We start from the raw sequence: 21,490 nt of genomic DNA, 5'->3' as shown, positions 1-21,490 counted from the left end.
CTTTAACAGCAGCGAAAGCCGGTAAGCGGTGATTTTTCCATGCCCATTCTTAGGTGCCAATCATGGAATTTTTCAAGTATATACGGATAAAGCTCAAGCGTATAGTAGTAGGCAGGGTTTGGAAGGCCAAGCGTCTCCGACAGGCAGAGAAATAGGAATAAATCATCTTCATCACGTAGTTCTCTGGCAATCTCGGTGCGGTGATTGACAGAGATAATGTCTTCATACAGCTGTAATAGTTTTTTTAAGCTTTTCAAATCGGTCACCAGCTTTTTAAATTTAAGTAATTTCGCTAATAAATCTAGTAATTGCTTAGAAAAATGGTGTTCTTTTTTGGTTCGCCGATAAATTTGCTCTTTTCGCCGATAAATTCAAAATATCGCCGATAAGAGGTTTCGTTTCGCCGATAAATACGGAAGATTCGCCGATAAAATGCCCCAATCCATTACTGGATCGCTCTCGTATAGAAAAAACAATAGGGAGCCCGGAGGAAGCCGGGTCCCCCAACTGTTTACCTGTTCATTGGATTGCTTTTTTTCGATAACTCCATCAGAGCAGTGATGGTAATCCAGATGGCAAATACGAGAATAATCGCTCCAAAGATAAACAGCAGCAGATTGGCGTCCGTTCCCCCGAGTCCGGACCATTCAAACACGACCTGCTGAACCATCGCCCAGACGGTCATAAATAGCAGGAAGACCATAGGAATAAAGGTGACTAAATAGTTGCGTCCGAGCCGCTTCAGCCAGACGGAGATTAATAGTAAACTAATACCGGCGAGCAGCTGATTGGCTGTTCCAAATAACGGCCAGAGCAAATAACCGCCTGAACCGAAGCCGTTTGGCCCTTTCGGAAGGAGCACTAATGCCGCACTTGAGGCAACCGCGACTGCAGTAGCTGCATGTGTTCTTGTTAACGGCTTGAAGTTGTACTCATCCGCTAATTCTGCAATAATATAGCGCATTAACCGGACGGATGAATCCAGCGTGGTAGCGGCAAAGCTGACAACGATAATCGAGATGATGGTCATCGCGATATCGGCAGGAATTCCTAATCCGCCTGCTAGATTCGCCCCGCCTTGAATAAAGTTGCCTAGCCCGCCGCCGTTTGCTGCGCTGAAGCTTGAATAAGCTGCTTTAAATTCACCGGCATTGGCGAACAAGCTGACACAGGCAATAATGGAGATTAGCGCTAGGAATCCTTCGCCAATCGCCCCGAGATAGCCGACAAAGCGGGCGTCTGTTTCCTTGTTTAATTGTTTCGACGAGGTCCCAGAAGACACGAGGCCATGGAAACCGGAAATCGCGCCGCAGGCGATCGTGATAAATAAGAGCGGGAACCAGGATTTGTCCGTAGCCGCTGGATTTGTCATTGGTGCCGTAATTTTCGGATTTAAAAAGAATAATCCTAAATACATAATGGCCAGCCCTACAACCAGTTGGTGAGAGTTGATAAAATCACGCGGCTGCAGCAGCTTCCAAACAGGCAGTGTAGAGGCAAAATAACAGTAGACCATAAGAATAATAATCCAGACGAAGAAGGCCATTGATACGCCGTTTAGCCCGAATAAAGTTGTCGCGTCAGGGCCGCCGAAATATTTTACTAAATCAATCTGCAGTGCTGGAATTCTGCTGGATAAAATCGCAGTTCCATACATAATCGCCAGGGCAATTAGTGACGGAACGAGCATTTTCTTTTGCTTTTTATAAACGATATAGCCAATCCAGATGGCTAAAGGTATTTGAATAAAGACAGGAAAGACACTTGCCGGGAACTTGACAAATAGATTTGAAATGACCCAGGCAAAGACGGCATTCACCATTAATACAAGAATTAAAATAATAAATAAGAATAGTAGTTTTGCTCGTTTTCCGATGAGTTTGTTGGCCAGCGTGCCAACTGATTGCCCCTTGTTGCGGACCGATAATACGAGCGTTCCAAAGTCATGGACCCCGGCGGCAAAGACGGTACCGAGGACGACCCATAATAATGCAGGGAGCCAGCCCCAATACACCGCGATGGCTGGTCCAACAATAGGAGCGGCACCGGCAACTGATGTAAAATGGTGCCCCCATAAGACAATTTTTTTCGTAGGAACAAAGTCTACATCATCCCTAAATTCATGTGCAGGAGTAACAAAATTAGGATCAAGACGATAAATCTTTTCTGCCACAAATTTTGAGTAGTAGCGATAACCGAGAATAAATACAACGGTTCCGATTACCGCTAACCAGATTGCAGACATCTGATCTCCTCCCATTCAATTTTTTACAGGCAATGCCTGTTTAGTATCAAGTATATGAAGAGTGGCGGATATTATAATCGGAATATTTAGAATAACTAATTGCCTAAAAAAGATGTCATCTTTGCTATTTAGGGGGAACTTTTATTACAATAGCAATAGTGTTAAAATAGGAATTTGAATTGGTAAAAGGAGGAATTGTTAATGATGCAGCATGATAATAATACGTTGCCGCCAAAAACTTGTACGATTGAACGGATGGTAACATTAGAAGAGGATGTTAAAAAGGTGCTTGCCGGGGAAAAAACAGCTACCCGCCGCAATGGCCGCTACGCTGACCCTGGTGAAATCATGACGCTTGAAGGCCGTCAGTTTGTGGTTGATAAAGTGTATTCACAAAGCTTAGGCGAGTTGACAGATGATGACGCACGCCGCGAGGGCTTTGCAACGGTTGAGGAATATAAACAATCCATTCTTTCGATCCACCCTGGTATGCCATGGCTGCCGCAAATGCGAGTTTGGGTGCATGAGTTTAGCGAAGTAAAATAAGTAGCGCGGTCCACAATTGTTGTGGACCGTTTTTTTGTTTGGACACCGTTAATTGGAGAGCGATAAACGCTAATAGAAGAGGCATTCGCGCTGATTGGAGGGCGATTTATACTAATAGAATAGCCATCTGCTCAATAAGCCAGCTATCCACCAATATCCACTTTCCCCTAGATTTTATCCCCAAAAGCTCAATCATTTGTCTATTTTTAGGAAACAAAATTATAATAGCTTTATCAACGTTCAAGGAGCATACCCTATGAATTTTTTAACAAAATACATCAAAAAATATTGGCTGTCTTTCGGGGCGGCGGTGGTGTTTCTTACGTTTGAAGCGATTTGTGATCTGCTGCAGCCGACGATCATCGCCAAAATTATTGACGAAGGTGTGGTAAACAAAGACATCGACTACGTCTTAAAGATGGGCAGCGTGATGCTGCTCGTTACCGCATGCGGTGCCGTCGCCGCTACGTCTAGAAGCATTCTGGCCAGCATTGTCTCGCAAAAATTTGGTACTGAACTGAGGTCTGATTTGTTTAAAAAAGTTCAAAACCTAGCCTTTAAAAATCTTGATCAATTTGACCGCGCGTCACTGATCACAAGGCTGACAAATGACGTCACCCAGGTGCAAATTTTCGTCAACGGTTTGATGCGTATCTTCGTAAAAGCACCGCTGCTGGCAATAGGCGGACTGATTATGGCAACGAGGCTAAACCTCCACCTTGCTGTCGTCCTAGCCGTTGTCGTACCGCTTGTGGCGATACTGATTATTATCAATCTAAAACTAGGTTTCCCTCGTTTCGCTAAAGTGCAAAAGGCCCTTGATGGGGTCAACAGTATCATGAGGGAATACCTGTCAGGTGTGCGCGTCGTCAAGGCGTTCAACCGCTTTGACGTGGAGATTAACAAGTTTACCAAAGTGAATGATCAGTTTAAGGACCGCTCGATTTCAGCCAGCCGTTTGATGTCAGTGTTCAGTCCAGCTATTATGCTGATGGTTAATCTTGGGATTGTTATCGTCATTTGGCTAGGCGGCCTTGGCGTGGAATCAGGCGAAATCCAAGTCGGGCACATTATTGCCTTTATAAACTACATGACGCAAATTCTCTTTTCACTGATGATGATTTCAATGGTGTTTAATATGTTCGTCCGGGCCAAGGCCTCAGCCGGCCGAATTGGTGAAGTCTTTTCCCAGGAAAGTAAGCAGACATGGTCCAAGGAAGTTCTCCAACAAAACAGCAATCAAAAAGGCAGAATTGATTTTGAAAATGTCTCCTTCTCCTATGAAGATACCGGACTTGAGCCGGTGTTAAAGCAGATTAACTTAACGATTTTTCCAGGAGAAACCGTCGGCATCATCGGCTCAACCGGATCAGGAAAAAGCACTCTCGTCGGACTGATCCCCCGCTTCTATGACGCCGTCCAAGGGACTGTGAAGGTCAACGGTGAAGATGTCAAAACCGTAAGTCCGAAAGCACTCCGCGACAAAATCGCCTTCGTGCCGCAAAAGAATATTTTATTTACTGGCAGTGTAGCGGACAATATACGCTGGGGCAAGGAGGAGGCTACGCAAGAGGAAATTATTGAAGCAGCGAGGATTGCCGGAGCACATGATTTTATCGCCGCATCCCCCGAAGGCTATAAAACGTTGATTGGCCAACGCGGGGTTAATTTTTCCGGGGGGCAGAAGCAGCGCCTTTCGATTGCCAGGGCGTTGGTGAAAAAGCCGGAAATCCTCATCCTTGATGACAGCACGAGTGCCGTTGATGTGACGACCGAGGCGAAAATTAAAGAAGGCTTGAAAAAATATGCCCAGGGCTTGACGTGCATCTTAATTGCGCAGCGAATTACATCTATCATGGATTCTGATAAGATTGTCGTGCTCGACCATGGGATGGTTGCCGGTGTCGGGACACATCAGGAATTAATCAAGGATTGTCAGGTGTATCAAGAGATTTATCGCTCACAAATCGGCAAGGAGGTGGCCCTTAATGGCGAAGACAGCAGCACAAGAGCGGAATAATCCAGTAACCCCGCCTCCCTTGAGACCAGGCGGGGCCCACTCCCGAGGCGGGCCGGTTGTGAAGCCGAAGAATTTCGCAGGAACCCTTAGGCGGTTATGGGATTACATCGGAAAAGAAAGAAACATGCTTACGCTCATCTTCATCTTTATTTTGGTAGATTCAGTGTTAATGCTGCTTAATCCCTTCCTTATCGGTAAAGCAATCGATGCGATGAGTTTGAATCATGGCAAGGTTGATTTTGATTTTTTAGAAGTAATGATTTTAGTTTTAGCAGCTGCTTATATCGCCGATGCTGTGCTGACATGGCTGCAGGGCTGGCTGATGGCAGGTGTGGCCGGCAGGATTGTAAAGAATCTAAGGGATGCCCTATTTAAAAAACTGCAAAAGCTTCCGGTTGCCTTTTTCGACTCACGGACACACGGGGAACTGATGAGCAGACTATCCAATGATGTCGACAATATCAGCAATACGATTTCGCAATCAACAACCCAGTTAATGTCAGGTGTTGTCATCCTTACCGGGTCGTTTATCATGATGATGGTCTTAAGTCCGGTTTTAACGTTAGCCAGCATGGTGACGATTCCACTCGTGTTTTTGCTGACGCGGACAATTGCGAAACGAACTAGAGTGCTGTTTAAAAAGCAGCAAATCGAATTGGGGACATTAAATGGTCATATCGAAGAAACCATTTCTGGGATTGAAGTGGTGAAAGCCTTTAACCATGAGGATAAGGTGATTGAGGAATTTGATCAAGTCAATACAAGGCTGCGTGAGGTCGGCCTTAAGGCGCAAATTTGGTCTGGGTTCCTGATGCCGATTATGAACGTCATCAACAATCTGGGCTTTGCCATCGTGGCAATTGTCGGCGGTATCCTGGCGGTAAAAGGTCATATCACAGTTGGCGCGATTGCCAGCTTTATTACCTATTCACGGCAATTTGTCCGCCCTCTCAATGACCTCGCCAATATTTTTAACATCCTTCAGTCGGGGGTTGCCGGCGCGGAGCGGGTGTTTGAAACAATGGACGAAGAGGAGGAAACGGCTGATAAGAAGGAAGCTGTTCCATTAGAGCAGCCAAAGGGCCATGTCGTATTTGATCATGTCAGCTTCGGCTACCGTCCTGATGTGCCGATTTTGAAAAATGTCAGCTTTGAAGCGGGTGTTGGCACGAGCATTGCCCTTGTTGGCCCGACTGGCGCGGGGAAAACAACGGTCGTCAATCTGTTAACAAGATTTTATGATGTGACGAGCGGGCGAATTTTACTCGATGGACGCGATATTCGTGACTATACAAGAGACTCGTTAAGGCGTTCCTTTGGGTTTGTGCTTCAGGATACCTATTTATTTTCCGGGACGATAAAAGAAAATATTAAGTACGGGAAGCCTGATGCGACAGATGAGGAAGTCGATCTTGCGGCGAAGATGGCTGGTGCCGCCGGCTTTATTAATCGTCTCCCGCAACGGTATGACACGGTGCTTTCAGAAAATGGCGGCAACCTCAGTCAGGGTGAACGCCAGCTGTTGGCCATTGCCAGAGTAATGCTGGCTAAGCCGGCGGTGTTGATTTTGGATGAGGCAACAAGCAGCATTGATACCCGGACAGAGCTTCACATTCAGCAGGCGCTGCTTTCTTTAATGGAGAACCGAACAAGCTTCATCATTGCCCACCGTCTTAACACGATTCGCGATGCCGACATAATCATGGTGATTGACCAAGGGCAAATTATTGAAAAAGGCAGCCATGATGAATTAATGAAGCAGCAAGGCAGATATTATCAGATGTTTTTTAATCAGTTTAAAAATATAGAAGACGCGTCTGAATAGGAGAGAATCATTCTCTCCTACTTTTTTAGTGACAACTGTAAAGACACTTGTTAAAATACTTGTGTAAATAAGATTGACTATTTTTCCAAAAAAAATAGGGAATAATGGTACTAACTTGTTCAATATAGGGGGTTTAAGCAAGTGGACAATACAAAGGGGATTACCGGCGGACGTTTATACGGAGCGGCTGGTCAAAGGAAAGAAGTCTCGAGCCGCAAGCTGCTTGGTATTGCAGGAACGGCTTGGATGTTCGACGCTATGGATGTCGGGATCTTAAGCTTTATAATTGCGGCATTACACGTAGAATGGAATTTAACGCCTGGACAAATGGGCTGGATCGGCAGTGTGAATTCCATCGGTATGGCTGTTGGGGCGCTTGTCTTTGGGTTAATGGCCGATAAAATTGGCCGGAAGAATGTTTTTATGATTACTTTGTTACTCTTTTCACTTGCAAGTGGCGCCTCAGCGTTTACAAGCAGTTTAGCCATCTTTTTAATTTTAAGATTTATTATAGGCGCTGGCTTAGGAGGAGAGCTTCCGGTCGCTTCTACGCTTGTCTCAGAAAGTGTTCCGGTTGAAAAGCGCGGCAGTACGGTCGTGCTTCTTGAAAGCTTTTGGGCCGTCGGCTGGCTGATTGCGGCTTTAATATCTTATTTTGTCATCCCTGCATATGGCTGGCAGACAGCTTTGATTATCAGTGCTCTGCCTGCACTTTATGTATTATATTTACGGGTTGGGCTGCCGGATTCACCGCAGTTTACAGCGGTCCAAAAGAAAGAGAAGGTTTCCGTGGTTGAAAACCTTACAAAGATATGGGCAAAGGACTATGCACGGCAAACGACAATGCTTTGGATCGTGTGGTTCTGTGTCGTTTTCTCCTATTATGGGATGTTCCTCTGGCTCCCTAGTGTGATGGTAATGAAAGGCTTTAGTTTAATCAAAAGCTTTGAATATGTATTAATTATGACGTTAGCGCAGCTTCCGGGTTATTTTACTGCAGCATGGTGTATTGAGCGGTTTGGCCGTAAATTTGTATTGGTTGTCTATCTGATCGGAACGGCAGTCAGTGCCTATTTCTTTGGGACAGCTGATTCAACGGTCTTGCTATTGACATCAGGAATTCTCTTATCATTTTTTAACCTCGGTGCCTGGGGCGGCCTATATGCCTATACCCCCGAACAGTACCCTACGATCATCCGTGGAACCGGCTCGGGAATGGCCGCGGCAGTAGGACGGATTGGCGGCGTGCTTGGTCCATTACTAGTAGGGTATTTCGTAGCCCGAAATATCTCTGTTTCAATGATTTTTACTATTTTCTGTATATCAGTCTTAGTCGGAGCATTAGCCGTATTTATTTTGGGAAAAGAAACGAAGCAAAAAGAGTTAGTATAATATTTATTGGCAGGGATCTCCTTTTATGGAGGTCTCTTGTTTTATGCCTCGTAAGAAGATTCATATTTAGACAAAATATTTATCAAGCAACTTTTTTAAAAATAAAAAAGTAATCCTTACTGACTTTAAAGTGATAAAGCGTATAAAAACAGGATTGACACACAAGATTCATTATTTTCAAAATTATTTCAAAATAACACATCTTAGTACTAGACGAACAACTGAATATTATGTACAATGTTTTCAGAATATTATCTTTTTTGGCAAGACTTAGACTTCCATGTTGGGAAAATTATTAAAATCAGGGGGTAATGCTATGAGAAAGAAAAAAGTAGCGGGTATTTTTGCATCATTGATGCTGGCAGCAGGGGTAATGGCAGGCTGTAACTCTAGTACCAGCGGGGGCGGCGACAAGGATGGAGATAAAGGCGGCGACATTTTAATCGGTGCAAACCTTGAATTGTCCGGCGGAGTTGCGTCTTACGGCCAATCCATTAAAGAAGGTATTGATTTAGCGCTCGAGGAAATCAACAAAGAAGGAATCGACGGCAAGAAGTTAAAGCTGGTTCCATTTGATAATAAGTCAGATGCGCCTGAAGCGATTAACGGTGCCACCAAGCTGATCAGCCAGGATAAGGTTGTAGCGATTATCGGGGCGGCAACAAGCGGAAATACAAAGGCACAAATCGAAATTGCTCAAAGCAATAAGGTGCCTATTTTAACGCCGACAGGTACAGCAGATGACGTAACTTTTAAAGATGGAAAATTGAATGATTATGTCTTCCGTACCTGCTTCATTGACCCATTCCAAGGGACAGTAGCTGCGAACTTTGCAGCAAAGGAATTAAAGGCTAAAACAGCTGCCATCTTTATTGACAGCGCCAGTGATTATTCCAAAGGGTTAGCGGCTTCCTTTAAAGAATTGTTCACGAAGGAAGGCGGCAAAATCGTGAAGGAAGAGGCCTATGTAGCAAAGGATACAGACTTCAACGCCCAATTAACAAATATTAAAGGGAAAAATCCAGACTTCATTTTTATCCCAGGATACTATGAAGAGGTTGGTCTAATCGTAAAGCAAGCCCGCGAGCTTGGTATTGCCGCTCCAATGATGGGGGCTGACGGCTGGGATTCTCCGAAGCTGATTGAACTTGCCGGCAAGGACGCTTTGAACAATACGTTTATCACAAACCACTATTCTTCTGGCGACAATGATCCAAAGGTTCAGGAGTTTGTAAAAGCATTTAAAGCAAAGTACAAAGACAAATCTCCAGATGCGTTCAACGCTTTAGGCTATGACTCTGCTTACTTTATTGCTGACGCTATCAAACGCGCTGGCAGCACGGATACTGAAAAAATCCAGAAGGCCCTGGCTGAAACTGACGGTTTAGAGCTTGTAACTGGAAAAATGAAGCTTGATGATAAGCACAATCCAATTAAATCTGCTGTTATTTTGGAATACAAAAATGGCGAACAATCATTTAAAACAAAGGTTAATCCATAAATTTTATAATTTTAAATGAATAGGGAGCATGTTCATGTTCCCTATTCCAATTTTTAGAGATTGGGAGTTTATTCCTATCTCCAATGGAGGGAGTGCTTTCATGGAGCAATTAATACAGCAGCTGGTCAACGGTATTTCCTTAGGAAGTATTTACGCATTGATTGCCCTCGGGTACACAATGGTTTACGGCATAGTAAAATTAATTAACTTCGCCCATGGGGATGTCTTCATGGTCGGTGCATTTATCGGTTTTTATTCCATTACTGTTTTTCATTTAGGATTTTTCCCTGCTCTGCTCATTTCGATGGCAGCCTGTGCCATATTTGGTGTGTTGATTGAACGGATCGCCTACAAACCACTAAGGAATGCCACGAGGATTGCCGCTTTAATTACGGCCATTGGGGTTTCATTATTTATTGAGTACGGCACCATCTATATCCGTGGTGCTCAGCCGGAAGCTTATCCTAATGGGATTGTGCCGCTAAAGAGCATTGAAATCCTTGGTGTGAAAATCAGCGGCCAGTCATTATTGATTTTAGCCGTTTCCATTTTTTTAATGATTTTACTGCAATTTATCGTTCATAAAACAAAAATTGGTAAAGCGATGCGTGCTGTTTCTCATGACCAGGATGCCGCTAAATTAATGGGTATTAATGTAAACAATACGATTTCCGCAACGTTTGCCATTGGCTCGGCGCTTGCTGGTGCTGCAGGTGTGGTTTTCGGGATGTATTATACAAAAATTGAACCATTGATGGGGATCATCCCAGGACTAAAGGCCTTTGTTGCTGCCGTTTTAGGTGGAATCGGCATCCTTCCTGGAGCAATGGCCGGCGGATTATTGCTGGGCGTCATCGAGGCGCTGGTCAGTGCGGCGGGTTTCTCCCTATGGCGCGATGGTGTGGCATTTGTTGTTTTAATCCTTATCCTGATTTTCCGTCCTGCCGGATTATTTGGTAAGAATGTCAGAGAAAAGGTCTAGGGGGTGGCTTAAGCGATGAAATCTAGTAAACATGCAAAAGGATTTTGGCTCTCAATCGTTTTAGCCGTTATTTTTTCAATCGTCATGCAGTTTCTTATTTCCGGGGGAACGTTAAACCCCTTTTACGTCAACACACTTTTTTCCATCGGGATTAATATTATTCTGGCAGTAAGCTTGCACTTAATTATCGGGATTACCGGGCAGTTCTCGATTGGACATGCCGGTTTCTTGGCCGTCGGCGCCTACATGTCAGCCATCGTCACGATGAAATTAGCCTTGCCATTTCCAGTTGCCATCCTTGCTGCTGGTATGGCCGCTGCGGTTGCTGGTTTAGTTATCGGGATTCCAACGCTGCGCTTGCGAGGCGACTATTTAGCGATCGCGACGCTTGGTTTTGGCGAGATTATGAGAATCGTATTTTTAAATATTGATTATGTCGGCGGAGCGAGCGGGATGACCGTAACCCACCTGACTACCTGGCCATGGGTGATCGCCTGCGTGTTAATGACAATTATCGTGATTGTCAATTTCACTAATTCCACTCATGGGCGCGCCTGCTTGTCGATTCGTGAGAACGAAATTGCTGCTGATGCGATGGGGATTAACACGACGTATTATAAGGTTATGGCGTTTGTAATCGGTGCTTTTTTTGCCGGCGTGGCTGGCGCCCTGCACGCTCATAACTTTTACATCATTCAGCCGGGTAACTTTGGCTTTTTGAAATCATTTGATATTTTAATTTTGGTCGTAATCGGCGGTTTAGGCAGTATGTCAGGGTCCGTGTTTGCGGCAATTTTGCTGACGATTATTTCAACTTACCTCTCCAATTATCCTGAACTTAGGATGGTCATTTACAGCCTTGTACTCGTTGTGATGATGCTGTTCCGTCCGCAAGGATTGATGGGGACAAAAGAAATTACGGCATTCTTAAAAATGGGCAAGTCTGCTAAAGGAGGTTCTCATGATGACGGCAAACACACCACTGCTTAAAGTAGACAAGGCGGGAATCCGATTTGGCGGGCTGAAGGCTGTTTCCGAGGTCAATCTTGAGCTCCAAAAAGGAGAATTAGTCGGCTTAATCGGTCCAAACGGTGCCGGGAAGACGACGTTTTTTAACCTGTTAACGGGGGTATATGTGCCGACAGAAGGAAGCATCTCCCTCGATGGAGAAAAATTAAATGGCTTTGCCCCCTATAAAATTACCAAAAAGGGCATCAGCCGGACGTTCCAAAACATACGCTTGTTCAGCGACCTGACCGTTTTGGATAATGTAAAAATTGCTTATCACTCGCTTGCCAAGCATTCGATTATCAGCTCGATTTTCCGCCTCCCTTCTCACTTTGCCGGTGAGCGTGAAATGGAAGAAAAGGCGATTGAGTTTTTAAAAATCTTTAAGCTCGATAATGTCCTGTACGAGCAGGCCAAGAACCTTCCTTATGGACAACAGCGCCGGCTGGAAATTGCCCGGGCATTAGCGGCAAATCCTAAATTGCTGCTGTTAGACGAACCGGCAGCGGGGATGAACCCTCAGGAAACGGACGAACTGATGAATCTAATCGCGTTAATTCGCGAACGGTTTGATTTAACGATTCTGTTAATCGAACATGACATGAACCTCGTCATGGGTGTATGTGAGCGGATCTATGTTCTTGACCACGGGCAGTTGATTGCAGATGGTACTCCGGAGGAAATCCGAAACAACCCAAAAGTCATCGAAGCGTATCTTGGCGAGGAGGTCTCATAGCATGTTGAAAATCAATGATATCAATGTTTATTATGGTAATATCCATGCCTTAAAGGGTGTTTCCCTGAACATCAATCCGGGCGAAATTGTAACTTTGATCGGGGCGAACGGTGCCGGGAAAAGTACGCTGTTGAAGACGATTTCGGGGCTTTTGAAGCCGAAGACCGGGGAAATTTTATTTGAAGATGAATATGTGGCTGGCAAGGTGCCGCAGTTGATTGTGAAACGGGGAATTTCCCATGTTCCTGAAGGACGCCGCGTGTTCGCCAATATGTCGGTGGAGGAAAACCTGGAATTAGGTGCCTTTTTACGGAAGGATAAAAAGGGAATCCGTGAAGATTTTGAGAAGATATATGGGCTGTTCCCCCGCCTTCTGGAACGCCGCAAGCAGCTTTCTGGTACATTATCAGGCGGTGAGCAGCAAATGCTGGCGATGGGAAGAGCGTTGATGGCCCGGCCGCGGCTGCTGCTGTTGGATGAGCCTTCAATGGGGTTAGCCCCGTTATTGGTAAAAACGATTTTTAGGATTATTGAGGAGATTAATCAAACAGGAACTACAATTCTGTTAGTTGAGCAGAATGCAAATATGGCATTGTCGATTGCCAACCGTGCATATGTCATTGAGACGGGAAAAATTGTTGCTTCCGGTACGGCAGAGGAACTTGGACAAAGTGATCAAATCAGGAAGGCATATTTGGGCGGGCATTGAATGGAGATGCCCGTCTTTTCTTTGTGGTTTTATTATTAGGGGTGCTCGGGCTTGGGTGCTCGGTGCGTGGGCTGGGGCTGGCGGGATTTTACGAAAAAGGGGTGCGATTTTACGGGGTTCGGGTGGAATTTTACATAAAACGGGAGTAATTTTACAAAAGTCAGGGGTAATTCTACAAATTTTCGGGTTAATTATACAAATGTTGGTATAATTTGGAATTTAAGTTAGTGTGGGCTATTGGTGGGGAAATGGAGGTGGCGTGCATTACCTAAAATGCGGGAAAACTTTCCATTTCGGTCAATGGAGGGTGGTTGCATTGCCCAAAACGTGGGAAAACTTTCTATTTTGGCCAATGGGAAGGGGTTGCATTGCCCGAAAAGCAGGGGAACTTTAAATTTTGGTCAAAGGAAGTTGGTTGCATTGCCCGAAACGTGGGGAAACTTACTATTTTGGTCAATGGGAAGGGGGTGCATTGCCCGAAAAGCAGGGAAACTCTAAACTTTGGTCAATGGAGGGTGGTTGCATTGCCCGAAAAGCAGGGAAACTCTAAATTTTGGTCAATGGAGGGTGGTTGCATTGCCCAAAACGTGGGGAAACTCTAAATTTTGGTCAATGGAGGGTGGTTGCATTGCCCAAAACGTGGGAAAACTTACTATTTTGGTCAAAGGGAAGGGGTTGCATTGCCCAAAACGTGGGGAAACTTACTATTTTGGTCAATGGGAAGGGGTTGCATTGCCCGAAAAGCAGGGAAACTCTAAATTTTGGTCAATGGAGGGTGGTTGCTTGCCCAAAACGTGGGAAAACTTACTATTTTGGTCAATGAGAATGGTTCTACGTGCCCGACCAGCTAAAAAATAAGAGTTTGTGGTAACGTAGAAGGAGTCTACGTGCCTGACCAAGCGAAAAATAAGGAGCAGAGGTAACGTAAAGGGTGTCATGTGCCCGATCAAACCCAAAATAAGGGCCTAAGGTAACGTAGAAGGGTTCTATGTGCCCCAATTAAGAAAAAAGCAAAAATTAAAGTCGCGTAGAAGCAGTCTATATAATTAATTTGCCATAAAAAAGTACCGGAACCCGCACCGCTCCGATACCTAACTCTATTATGATTTTCCCTTTGCCTGTTCCGGATCTAATGTAAATTGCAGCCGCTGTTTTGGCTGCAGCAGGTACTTAATTTTATTGGCATAGTCCTGATACAGCTGCTCCAATCCAACCAGCGCCAGCGAGAAGAAGTTGGCATAGTTTTTTTGCACCTCCCACTTCAATTCATTTTGACCGCAAATGCTGTAGCTGTTTAGCTGCTCAATTTCGTTGCGCAGCTCTGCAAGGGCCCCAGCCTGCTCAGCCTCCGGAAGCGCAAGAATCCGATCAATTTCTCTAATATACTCTTTCGACTTTTCAATCTTCCATTTAATATCTTCATAGCTATCATGATCAATAAGACCATATGTTAGTTTAAACTCGTTGAGCCTTTCCGCTGACTCATAGGTAGAGTTGACGATGTCATTGCGGGTCATATCCTTTGTTTCATAACTCAGCATGTGCTTCCATGATGGCTGGGCAATCGCCTTGCGGTGGTCCTCAAGCGTATGGCACAGCTTTTTGTAGCCATAGATATCCGGATGCTCAAAAGCAGGACTCGCTGGGTCAAGAAATGGTGCAAGTGGTGCCACAAAATAATAGATTCGTGGATCCTTATTACAGGCGAGATGAATCGTTTCACAGAAATCAATATTTTCAACGGCACTTTGCGGTGTCTGCCCCGGAATTCCGACCATAAAGAACAGGTCGATTTTTTTACAGCTATGCTTTAAAGCGGAATTCAAGGTTTCAAAGACCTTAGCGTTCGTACAGCTGAATTTCCCGTTATATTCACGGATTTTCTCGTCATGTGTCTCCAGCGTGATTTCGATGCTGTAATTTGGCACACTCTCTTCGATTTGTTTGAAATAAGTCTCATCTGCATATTGAAACAGCTCAAAGACGATTTCATTTTTCAAATGTAATTTTTTCAGACGCTGGAGAAATTCGTCGACATACTCGCGCCTGCCCTGCCTTAGGTCATGGAGGATAAAAATCGGCGCCCGGCTGAAGCGGGAAATAAATTGAATATCATCCACTAGCTTTGCCGGCGACCTTAATGCCAATGAATGGCGTTTGCAGATTTGCTCATAAGCCTCCCGCGAACCGCCGCAAATCAGGCAATTTTGGGTGCAGCCGCGTGCGGTCAACAGTGCTGTGTTAGGATATTGCAGCCAGCCGTTATATGGCAGCGGATCAAGAAAATTCTTATATTTAAATACCGAGCGAATTGTATAGCGGTAGCCCGGAACATCGATGTCATCTAAATCCTTCGGCACATAGGTCAATGGATTATAACCGACCTCGGGCCCTTTCCTCCAGGTTAAATTTGGAATATCGGCATAATAGGTGCTGCCCATTTCCAATTTATTCATCAGAAGCAGCATCAGCTTTTCCGTCGAATCGCCTCGCATGACAAAATCAATAAATGGGTAATCAATTAATTCTTTGTGATAGTAGGTGGCTGACAAGCCGCCAAAAATAATGGGGGTATGCGGATGGAGCAGCTTTACGATTTTGGCCAGCTCAATGCTGCCATGGGCGTGCGGCAGCCAGTGGAGGTCAATCCCAAATGCGCGGGTCTTGATGCTTTTGAGTTTGTTTTCAACATCAAAATTCGGGTTCATCAGCATCCGGTTGGCGATGTTGATAATTTTCACCCGCAGCCCGTACCGTTCCAAGTAATCGGCAATGCTTGTGAGTCCAATCGGGTACATTTCAAATACCGGCGATGACGGCACGACATCGCTGATCGGCCCGGCCAGCAGGGGATTTTTTCGGAAATCATACACACTTGGCGCATGCAGCAGCACTAAATCGTATTTCATCGTAAACACCTCGAGTTTTGCAGATTTGTGATTTGATTTCACAACTGAATAGAGAGTTTTTAGAAGGTAATTATTTTGGTGAAGGTCATAAGTTGGGAATTTATGCTGCTTCTAGTTTACTATACGAATGGGTTTTGATAGTGACAAAAGAGTGACAAATTTTGGTTGATTTTGTTAAGTCAAAAGTAGTAGTCGAGAATTATTGATACAAACCGGATTTCCCTTTGCCAAGGGACTTGGATCTTCTTTTTTAATAGGTGTTGGAAGTTTTCCACTTGTCCAAAGGTTTTGGCTGCTTTTCAAGTGGTTTTGGCTATTTTTCTAAGAGGTTTGGCTATTTTTCAGCTGTTTTGGCTGATTATACATTTTCTATAAAAGAGATATGTTATTTAATAAGGGACATGAAAATGGGTTTTAAAAATTAGAAGGCTTTTGCCAAAAACTGCTATACTAAAGCTAAAGTAGACAATAAAAAGGATGAATCAAAATGGCACAAACAAAAACAAATGCAATGCGGATTTTGGATACACACAAAATCCCTTATGAAATCCTTACATACGATAATAAAGATGGAAAAATTGACGGGGTATCCGTTGCTGAAAAAATCGGCAGGGAGCCAAAAGAAGTTTTTAAAACGCTCGTGGCGCAAGGAGCAAGCAAAAATGTCTATGTGTTTGTCATTCCGGTGGAGGGGGAGCTGGATATGAAAAAAGCAGCCAAAGCCGCTGGGGAGAAGAATATGGAAATGGTTCCGGTGAAGGACATTCAAAAATGGACCGGCTATATTCGCGGCGGCTGTTCGCCAGTCGGGATGAAAAAGCATTATCAGACGTTTATCGACGAAAGCTGCCTGGCGCTCCAATTGATGGTCGTCAGCGCCGGGAAAATCGGCATGCAAATCGTCATATCACCTGGGCAATTAAAGGAGGTAACGGCGGCCGACATTACGGCGGTTACGAAGTAAGTTTTTCTAATAAAAATTCCATAGGCACTCACCTATAAAAAATCGACTGCATAAGATATGGGTGACAATGAATCAGCAACGTCATATCATAAAAACTCGCAGGCCAAAATGGCAACAGGGCGCAGTTGACTTGTAAAAAGGGAGTGTCGATAAATGGCAGGAAAAGTCAAAAATTATTTTGCTGGCGGTAACACAGCTAAGGGCTTCCACAATCTGTTCGATTCGAACCTTCAGGGGCTAAACCGGTTATTTATTTTAAAAGGCGGACCGGGAACGGGAAAATCGTCATTAATGAAAAAGGTCGGCCAAAAATGGGTTGAAAAAGGCTATGATATCGAATATTTACATTGCTCTTCCGATAATAAATCCATTGATGGTGTGATAATCCCTGCGTTGAAAGCGGGAATCGTTGACGGTACTGCGCCTCACGTGATTGAACCGAAGGCACCGGGAGCGGTTGAGGAATACATTAATTTAGGGGAAGCTTGGGATGCCAAAGCTCTTGCGGCTAAAAAAGCTGACATTGAAAGGCTTACTTTACGGGTTTCAGAAGCCTTCGAGAAGGCTTATGCCACATTTAGAGAGGCGTTGGAAATTCATGATGATTGGGAAAAAATTTATATTAACAGTATGGATTTTCAAAAGGCAGACCAATTGACCAACAAATTAATCGAATCATTTTTTGGAAAAATGAAGCTTAATAAAAGCTCTGATGTCCGCCATCGCTTTCTAGGGGCTGCTACCCCGATTGGTGCAGTGGACTTTGTACCAAATTTAACGGAGGATATTCCAAAGCGATATTTTATTAAAGGTCGCCCGGGTTCCGGAAAGTCAACGATGTTAAAGAAACTAGCGACGGCGGCTGAAGCCCGCGGAGTCGATGTGGAAATTTACCACTGCGGCTTTGACCCAAACAGCTTGGATATGTTGATTTTTAGGGAATTGGGGATTGCAATCTTTGACAGCACCGCCCCGCACGAATATTTTCCAAGTCGTGACGGCGACGAGATCATCGATATGTACGAAATTCTGATTGAAGCGGGAACAGATGAACTCTTTGCAGACGTCATCAGTAAAATTTCTGCAAAATATAAAAACAAAATGGCAGAAGCGACAGAATACCTCGCTGGAGCTAAACAACTCCGCGACGAACTTGAAGCCATTTACATTGCCGCCATGGACTTCAATGTCGTCACCGAAATCCAAAACAAAATTGAAGAAGAAATAAACGAAATGACCGGGGTTTAGAGAGCGGTGTCAGGCACCATGTGAAATTTTCACATGGTGCCTGACACCCGTTTTTATTTATGGGGATTGGTTTTGCTTTGCTGTCCCTTGTTGCGTTTGTTGCCTTTGCTGTTGTCGCCGCTTACGAATTCAGTAGCGAATTCTGCTTCAGCGTGGCCTGCTTCTGGTGCGTTTTGGTTTTGGCTGCCTTTGTTGTATTTTTTGGTCATGTGAATGCTCCTTTCCTTGATGCTATAGATAGTTTGGCAACTTTGATTTCCTTTATTCGCAATTAAAGGGAGGATGTTTTGGGAAATTATAGAATTAACTAAGAGAGTTATTATTTATTAGGAGTGAATTGTAATGTCGTCTATCATTGCCCTTTTAACTAAGCAATTTGAAGAGAACCAAGATCCGGAAAATGCGGCACAAATGGAAGGTTATATGAAAAACCACTTCCCTTTCTTTGGAATCAAGTCCCCGCAAAGAAGAGAAATTGAAAAACAATTTTTTCAAGAAACGGGAATATTAAAAGAACCATTTAACCACGAGCTAGTCTTAGATCTTTGGAAGATGGACCAAAGGGAATACCAATATGTGGCGATAACGTATATTGAAAAATCATTAAAAAAGCTGCAAATAGGTGATTTATCACTGATGGAAACATTGATTACGATGAAATCGTGGTGGGATACGGTAGATGCTCTTGCCGCAAAGCCGGTGGGGAAAATCGCCCAAAAGTACCCCGAGGTTGTAGAAGAGACCATCGATGGCTGGGCAGCCCATAATAATATGTGGCTGCGGCGGACGGCAATTCTATTTCAATTAAAATATAAACAAGAGACAAATGAAGAAAAGCTGTATGACTACATAATGCTGAATGCCGAAAGTAAAGAGTTTTTTATCCAAAAGGCGATTGGCTGGGTATTGCGGGAATATTCCAAGACCAATCCTCACTCGGTTAAATCGTTTATCGAGGTACATCGGTTAGCCTCTTTAAGTGTTAGAGAAGGCAGTAAGTATTTACCATAGGGCTTAGGGCAAGAACTATTCGGAGAAAAATGGTAAAATGTCCGTAATATTGTGAGAGGTGAGACAGCATGATTAAATGTATTGCAACAGATATGGATGGAACATTATTGAATTCGATGCAGGAAATAACCGAGGAAAATAAGCAGGCCATTTTAAAAGCTCAATCCCAAGGGGTTGAGGTGGTCGTGGCGACAGGCCGGTCTTACCAGGAAGCAACCTATGTTTTGAATGCGGCAGGCTTGAACTGCCCGGTAATTTGTGTAAACGGCGCTGAGGTCCGCTCTAAGGAGGGGGAAGTCATCTCGGCAAACCCGATTCCAAAGCAGTTAGCACGCGAGACTGCGGTAAAGCTAGCAGATAGCAATGTTTACTTTGAAGTTTATACCAATCAAGGTGCCTACACGATTGATGCGGAAAAAGCTGTTTCGATTCTCGTTGATATCGTAATGAGTGCTAATCCTGAGGCGGATCGAGACGAGATTACCGTTGCTGCAGGTGCAAGGATTCGCGATGGTTTGGTCCATACGGTGGAAGACTATGAGCTGCTATTTGCCGATGACGATATTAAGATTTATAAATTTCTTGCCTTTTCATTTGAGGATGGAAAACTGGAGGCAGCAAGCTCCTTATTGGCGGGCTTTGAGGAGTTAGAAGTTACTAAGTCAGGCGTTGAAAATATTGAAATCACTCATAAACAAGCACAGAAGGGAATTGCTCTTGAGGCCTTTACGAAGGAAAAAGAAATTGATTTAGCCGATACGATGGCGATTGGCGATAATTTTAATGATATTTCGATGCTGGAAAAGGCCGGCCGTGCGGTGGCAATGGGCAATGCCAGCTTTGAAATTAAGGCTTTATGCGATGTCATAACGGCCACTAATGAGGAAAGTGGCGTGGGCAAGGCGATTTTTGAAGTGTTGTAGTTGGATGAAGACATTAGGGAGCGTGGATTGATTGTCCTTCATAAGGCAGATGAAGGCCAAAATGTTCATAAATTGATGTCAAAATGTCTTTCATAAAGAAAGGGGGTCCCGCTTTTGGCGATACGAGTCGGTTCGATTTTAATGATGGCAGTTTTGCTTGTGTCAGGCTGTTCCTTTTTTGAAAAAAAGCAAAAGTCGGAGCCAAACAGCGAAGCGGTTGTTATCCAGCCAGAGGCCGAAGTTGTTGCGGAAAACTTATCCGTTCCCTGGTCCATCGATCGGGTGAATCAAACCTTTTACATCAGCGAGCGGACGGGAAGCATTGTTAAAATAGCGAACGGAAAAATGGAACGGCAGCCGGTGCACTTGAAAAAACCGCTGGCACAAGCGGCGGAGGCCGGCCTGCTGGGATTTGTCCTGGCCCCGGGATTCCCTAATACACAAAAGGCATATGCCTATTATACATATGGCGACGAGGACCATGGACAGTTTAATCGCATTGTTGTGTTGGAGACTGATGGAAGCGAGTGGACTGAAGCGGCCATTCTTCTTGATCGGATACCAAGTGCTGCCTACCATCACGGCGGCAGGCTGAAAATTGGACCTGATGGCAAGCTGTACATCACAACAGGCGATGCGACCGATCCGGATTTGGCGCAAAATTTAAGGTCGATTAATGGAAAAATCTTACGGATGAATTTAGACGGAACGATTCCTGCCGACAACCCCTTCCCAAATACCTATGTTTACAGCTATGGCCACCGTAATCCGCAAGGGCTGGTTTGGATTGGAAATAAGTTATATTCGAGCGAGCACGGCCAGTCGGCCCATGATGAAATTAATCGGATTACGCCGCGTGCTAATTATGGCTGGCCGGTAATCCAAGGGAAAGCTCAAAAAATGGGCATGATAACGCCGATTTTCCAATCAGGCAATAAAACGTGGGCGCCTTCTGGGATGACGGCTTATAACGGCAAGCTGTATGTCGCGGCGTTAAGGGGCAACGCGGTGCTTCAGTTTGATTTGGAGCGGAAACAGATGAAGCCCGTGATTACCGGTTTAGGAAGAATCCGCGATGTGTATATCGATGGTGAATATATGTATTTTGTAAGCAACAACACCGATGGCCGTGGGACTCCGGATGAGACGGATGACAAATTATACCGAGTGAGGCTGTAAAGTGTAAAGTAAGGTTTTTTGAGAGTATGCCTATGGGACAAATGCATGTGGAAAAAAGCTTGGAATGTCCCATAGGGAGGTTCTATGGGACAAAACCGCTGTGAAAACTAGTAAACTGTCTTTAATAAGGCTTCTAAAGGACAAAATCGAAGCGAAAACTAGTAAAACTGTCTTTAATAAGGCTTCTAAAGGACAAAACCGCGAGCGAAATTACCAAAACTGTCTTTAATAAATCCCGTTCATCAAAACAACGCTAAATAGCAACTCGTCATGACGATTGCTGTCCAAACCA

18 protein-coding genes are annotated in these 21,490 nt (G+C 44.4%); 14 read left to right on the top strand and 4 right to left on the bottom strand.

The genetic code is table 11. From position 1 onward, the window contains the following. Positions 1 to 2: 2 nt before the first annotated feature. Positions 3 to 266: a cory-CC-star protein gene (locus IE222_RS07815; protein WP_191271464.1), complete on the bottom strand. Its 264-nt coding sequence runs from the start codon at positions 264 to 266 to the stop codon at positions 3 to 5. A gap of 245 nt (positions 267 to 511) precedes the next feature. After that, positions 512 to 2,245, bottom strand: a complete 1,734-nt coding sequence (locus IE222_RS07810) for a carbon starvation CstA family protein (protein WP_191271462.1) — start codon at positions 2,243 to 2,245, stop codon at positions 512 to 514. Positions 2,246 to 2,449: 204 nt separating this feature from the next. Here IE222_RS07810 and IE222_RS07805 point away from each other — a divergent pair, with 204 nt between their 5' ends. The 9 genes from IE222_RS07805 to IE222_RS07765 all read left to right on the top strand — a co-directional run bounded on the left by IE222_RS07805 (position 2,450) and on the right by IE222_RS07765 (position 12,964). Then, positions 2,450 to 2,791: an ASCH domain-containing protein gene (locus IE222_RS07805; RefSeq protein WP_191271682.1), complete on the top strand. Its 342-nt coding sequence runs from the start codon at positions 2,450 to 2,452 to the stop codon at positions 2,789 to 2,791. Between the two features lie 256 nt (positions 2,792 to 3,047). Further along, positions 3,048 to 4,811 (top strand): ABC transporter ATP-binding protein, encoded by a 1,764-nt coding sequence (locus IE222_RS07800; protein WP_191271461.1) that lies wholly within the window; start codon positions 3,048 to 3,050, stop codon positions 4,809 to 4,811. Then, a complete protein-coding gene (locus IE222_RS07795) occupies positions 4,780 to 6,636 on the top strand; it encodes an ABC transporter ATP-binding protein (protein WP_191271459.1) in 1,857 nt (618 codons plus the stop codon). The genes IE222_RS07800 and IE222_RS07795 overlap by 32 nt, the downstream gene beginning before the upstream one ends. Before the next feature lie 246 nt (positions 6,637 to 6,882). Continuing rightward, positions 6,883 to 8,028, top strand: a complete 1,146-nt coding sequence (locus tag IE222_RS07790) for an MFS transporter (RefSeq protein WP_191271680.1) — start codon at positions 6,883 to 6,885, stop codon at positions 8,026 to 8,028. A gap of 316 nt (positions 8,029 to 8,344) precedes the next feature. Further along, positions 8,345 to 9,529, top strand: coding sequence for an ABC transporter substrate-binding protein (locus IE222_RS07785; RefSeq protein WP_191271457.1), 1,185 nt, complete (start codon positions 8,345 to 8,347; stop codon positions 9,527 to 9,529). Between the two features lie 100 nt (positions 9,530 to 9,629). Continuing rightward, positions 9,630 to 10,511 (top strand): branched-chain amino acid ABC transporter permease, encoded by an 882-nt coding sequence (locus IE222_RS07780; RefSeq protein ID WP_191271455.1) that lies wholly within the window; start codon positions 9,630 to 9,632, stop codon positions 10,509 to 10,511. 15 nt (positions 10,512 to 10,526) lie between these two features. Beyond that, positions 10,527 to 11,501 carry a branched-chain amino acid ABC transporter permease gene (locus tag IE222_RS07775; RefSeq protein ID WP_191271453.1) on the top strand — a complete coding sequence of 325 codons (975 nt, stop codon included), beginning with the start codon at positions 10,527 to 10,529 and terminating at the stop codon, positions 11,499 to 11,501. After that, positions 11,476 to 12,255, top strand: a complete 780-nt coding sequence (locus tag IE222_RS07770) for an ABC transporter ATP-binding protein (protein WP_191271451.1) — start codon at positions 11,476 to 11,478, stop codon at positions 12,253 to 12,255. The genes IE222_RS07775 and IE222_RS07770 overlap by 26 nt, the downstream gene beginning before the upstream one ends. Position 12,256: 1 nt before the next feature. Beyond that, complete coding sequence (locus IE222_RS07765) at positions 12,257 to 12,964, top strand: ABC transporter ATP-binding protein (protein WP_191271449.1); 708 nt, start codon at positions 12,257 to 12,259, stop codon at positions 12,962 to 12,964. 1,100 nt (positions 12,965 to 14,064) lie between these two features. On the opposite strand, the gene IE222_RS07760 is transcribed toward IE222_RS07765, so the two are convergent. Then, complete coding sequence (locus IE222_RS07760; protein WP_191271447.1) at positions 14,065 to 15,873, bottom strand: TIGR04190 family B12-binding domain/radical SAM domain protein; 1,809 nt, start codon at positions 15,871 to 15,873, stop codon at positions 14,065 to 14,067. Positions 15,874 to 16,360: 487 nt separating this feature from the next. On the opposite strand from IE222_RS07760, the gene ybaK reads away from it, so the two are divergent. Further along, positions 16,361 to 16,837: a Cys-tRNA(Pro) deacylase gene (ybaK, locus tag IE222_RS07755; RefSeq protein WP_191271445.1), complete on the top strand. Its 477-nt coding sequence runs from the start codon at positions 16,361 to 16,363 to the stop codon at positions 16,835 to 16,837. A 153-nt stretch (positions 16,838 to 16,990) separates the two neighbouring features. Then, positions 16,991 to 18,085 carry a PRK06851 family protein gene (locus IE222_RS07750; RefSeq protein ID WP_191271438.1) on the top strand — a complete coding sequence of 365 codons (1,095 nt, stop codon included), beginning with the start codon at positions 16,991 to 16,993 and terminating at the stop codon, positions 18,083 to 18,085. Positions 18,086 to 18,138: 53 nt separating this feature from the next. Here IE222_RS07750 and IE222_RS07745 read toward each other — a convergent pair whose 3' ends face one another. Then, entirely contained in the window at positions 18,139 to 18,294 is a 156-nt protein-coding gene (locus tag IE222_RS07745) for a hypothetical protein (RefSeq protein WP_191271436.1), read from the bottom strand. A 133-nt stretch (positions 18,295 to 18,427) separates the two neighbouring features. Here IE222_RS07745 and IE222_RS07740 point away from each other — a divergent pair, with 133 nt between their 5' ends. The 3 genes from IE222_RS07740 to IE222_RS07730 all read left to right on the top strand — a co-directional run bounded on the left by IE222_RS07740 (position 18,428) and on the right by IE222_RS07730 (position 21,198). Next, positions 18,428 to 19,096 (top strand): DNA alkylation repair protein, encoded by a 669-nt coding sequence (locus IE222_RS07740; RefSeq protein ID WP_191271434.1) that lies wholly within the window; start codon positions 18,428 to 18,430, stop codon positions 19,094 to 19,096. Between the two features lie 68 nt (positions 19,097 to 19,164). Beyond that, on the top strand, positions 19,165 to 20,019 hold the full coding sequence (locus IE222_RS07735; protein WP_191271433.1) for a Cof-type HAD-IIB family hydrolase: 855 nt from the start codon (positions 19,165 to 19,167) through the stop codon (positions 20,017 to 20,019). 141 nt (positions 20,020 to 20,160) lie between these two features. Beyond that, complete coding sequence (locus IE222_RS07730; protein ID WP_191271678.1) at positions 20,161 to 21,198, top strand: PQQ-dependent sugar dehydrogenase; 1,038 nt, start codon at positions 20,161 to 20,163, stop codon at positions 21,196 to 21,198. Positions 21,199 to 21,490: the final 292 nt, after the last annotated feature.

It is taken from the genome of Neobacillus kokaensis (assembly GCF_014656545.1).
Classification (GTDB): domain Bacteria; phylum Bacillota; class Bacilli; order Bacillales; family Cytobacillaceae; genus Neobacillus; species Neobacillus kokaensis.
Note: the sequence above shows the minus strand (reverse complement) of the source record. Positions and strands in the feature narration are given on the sequence as shown.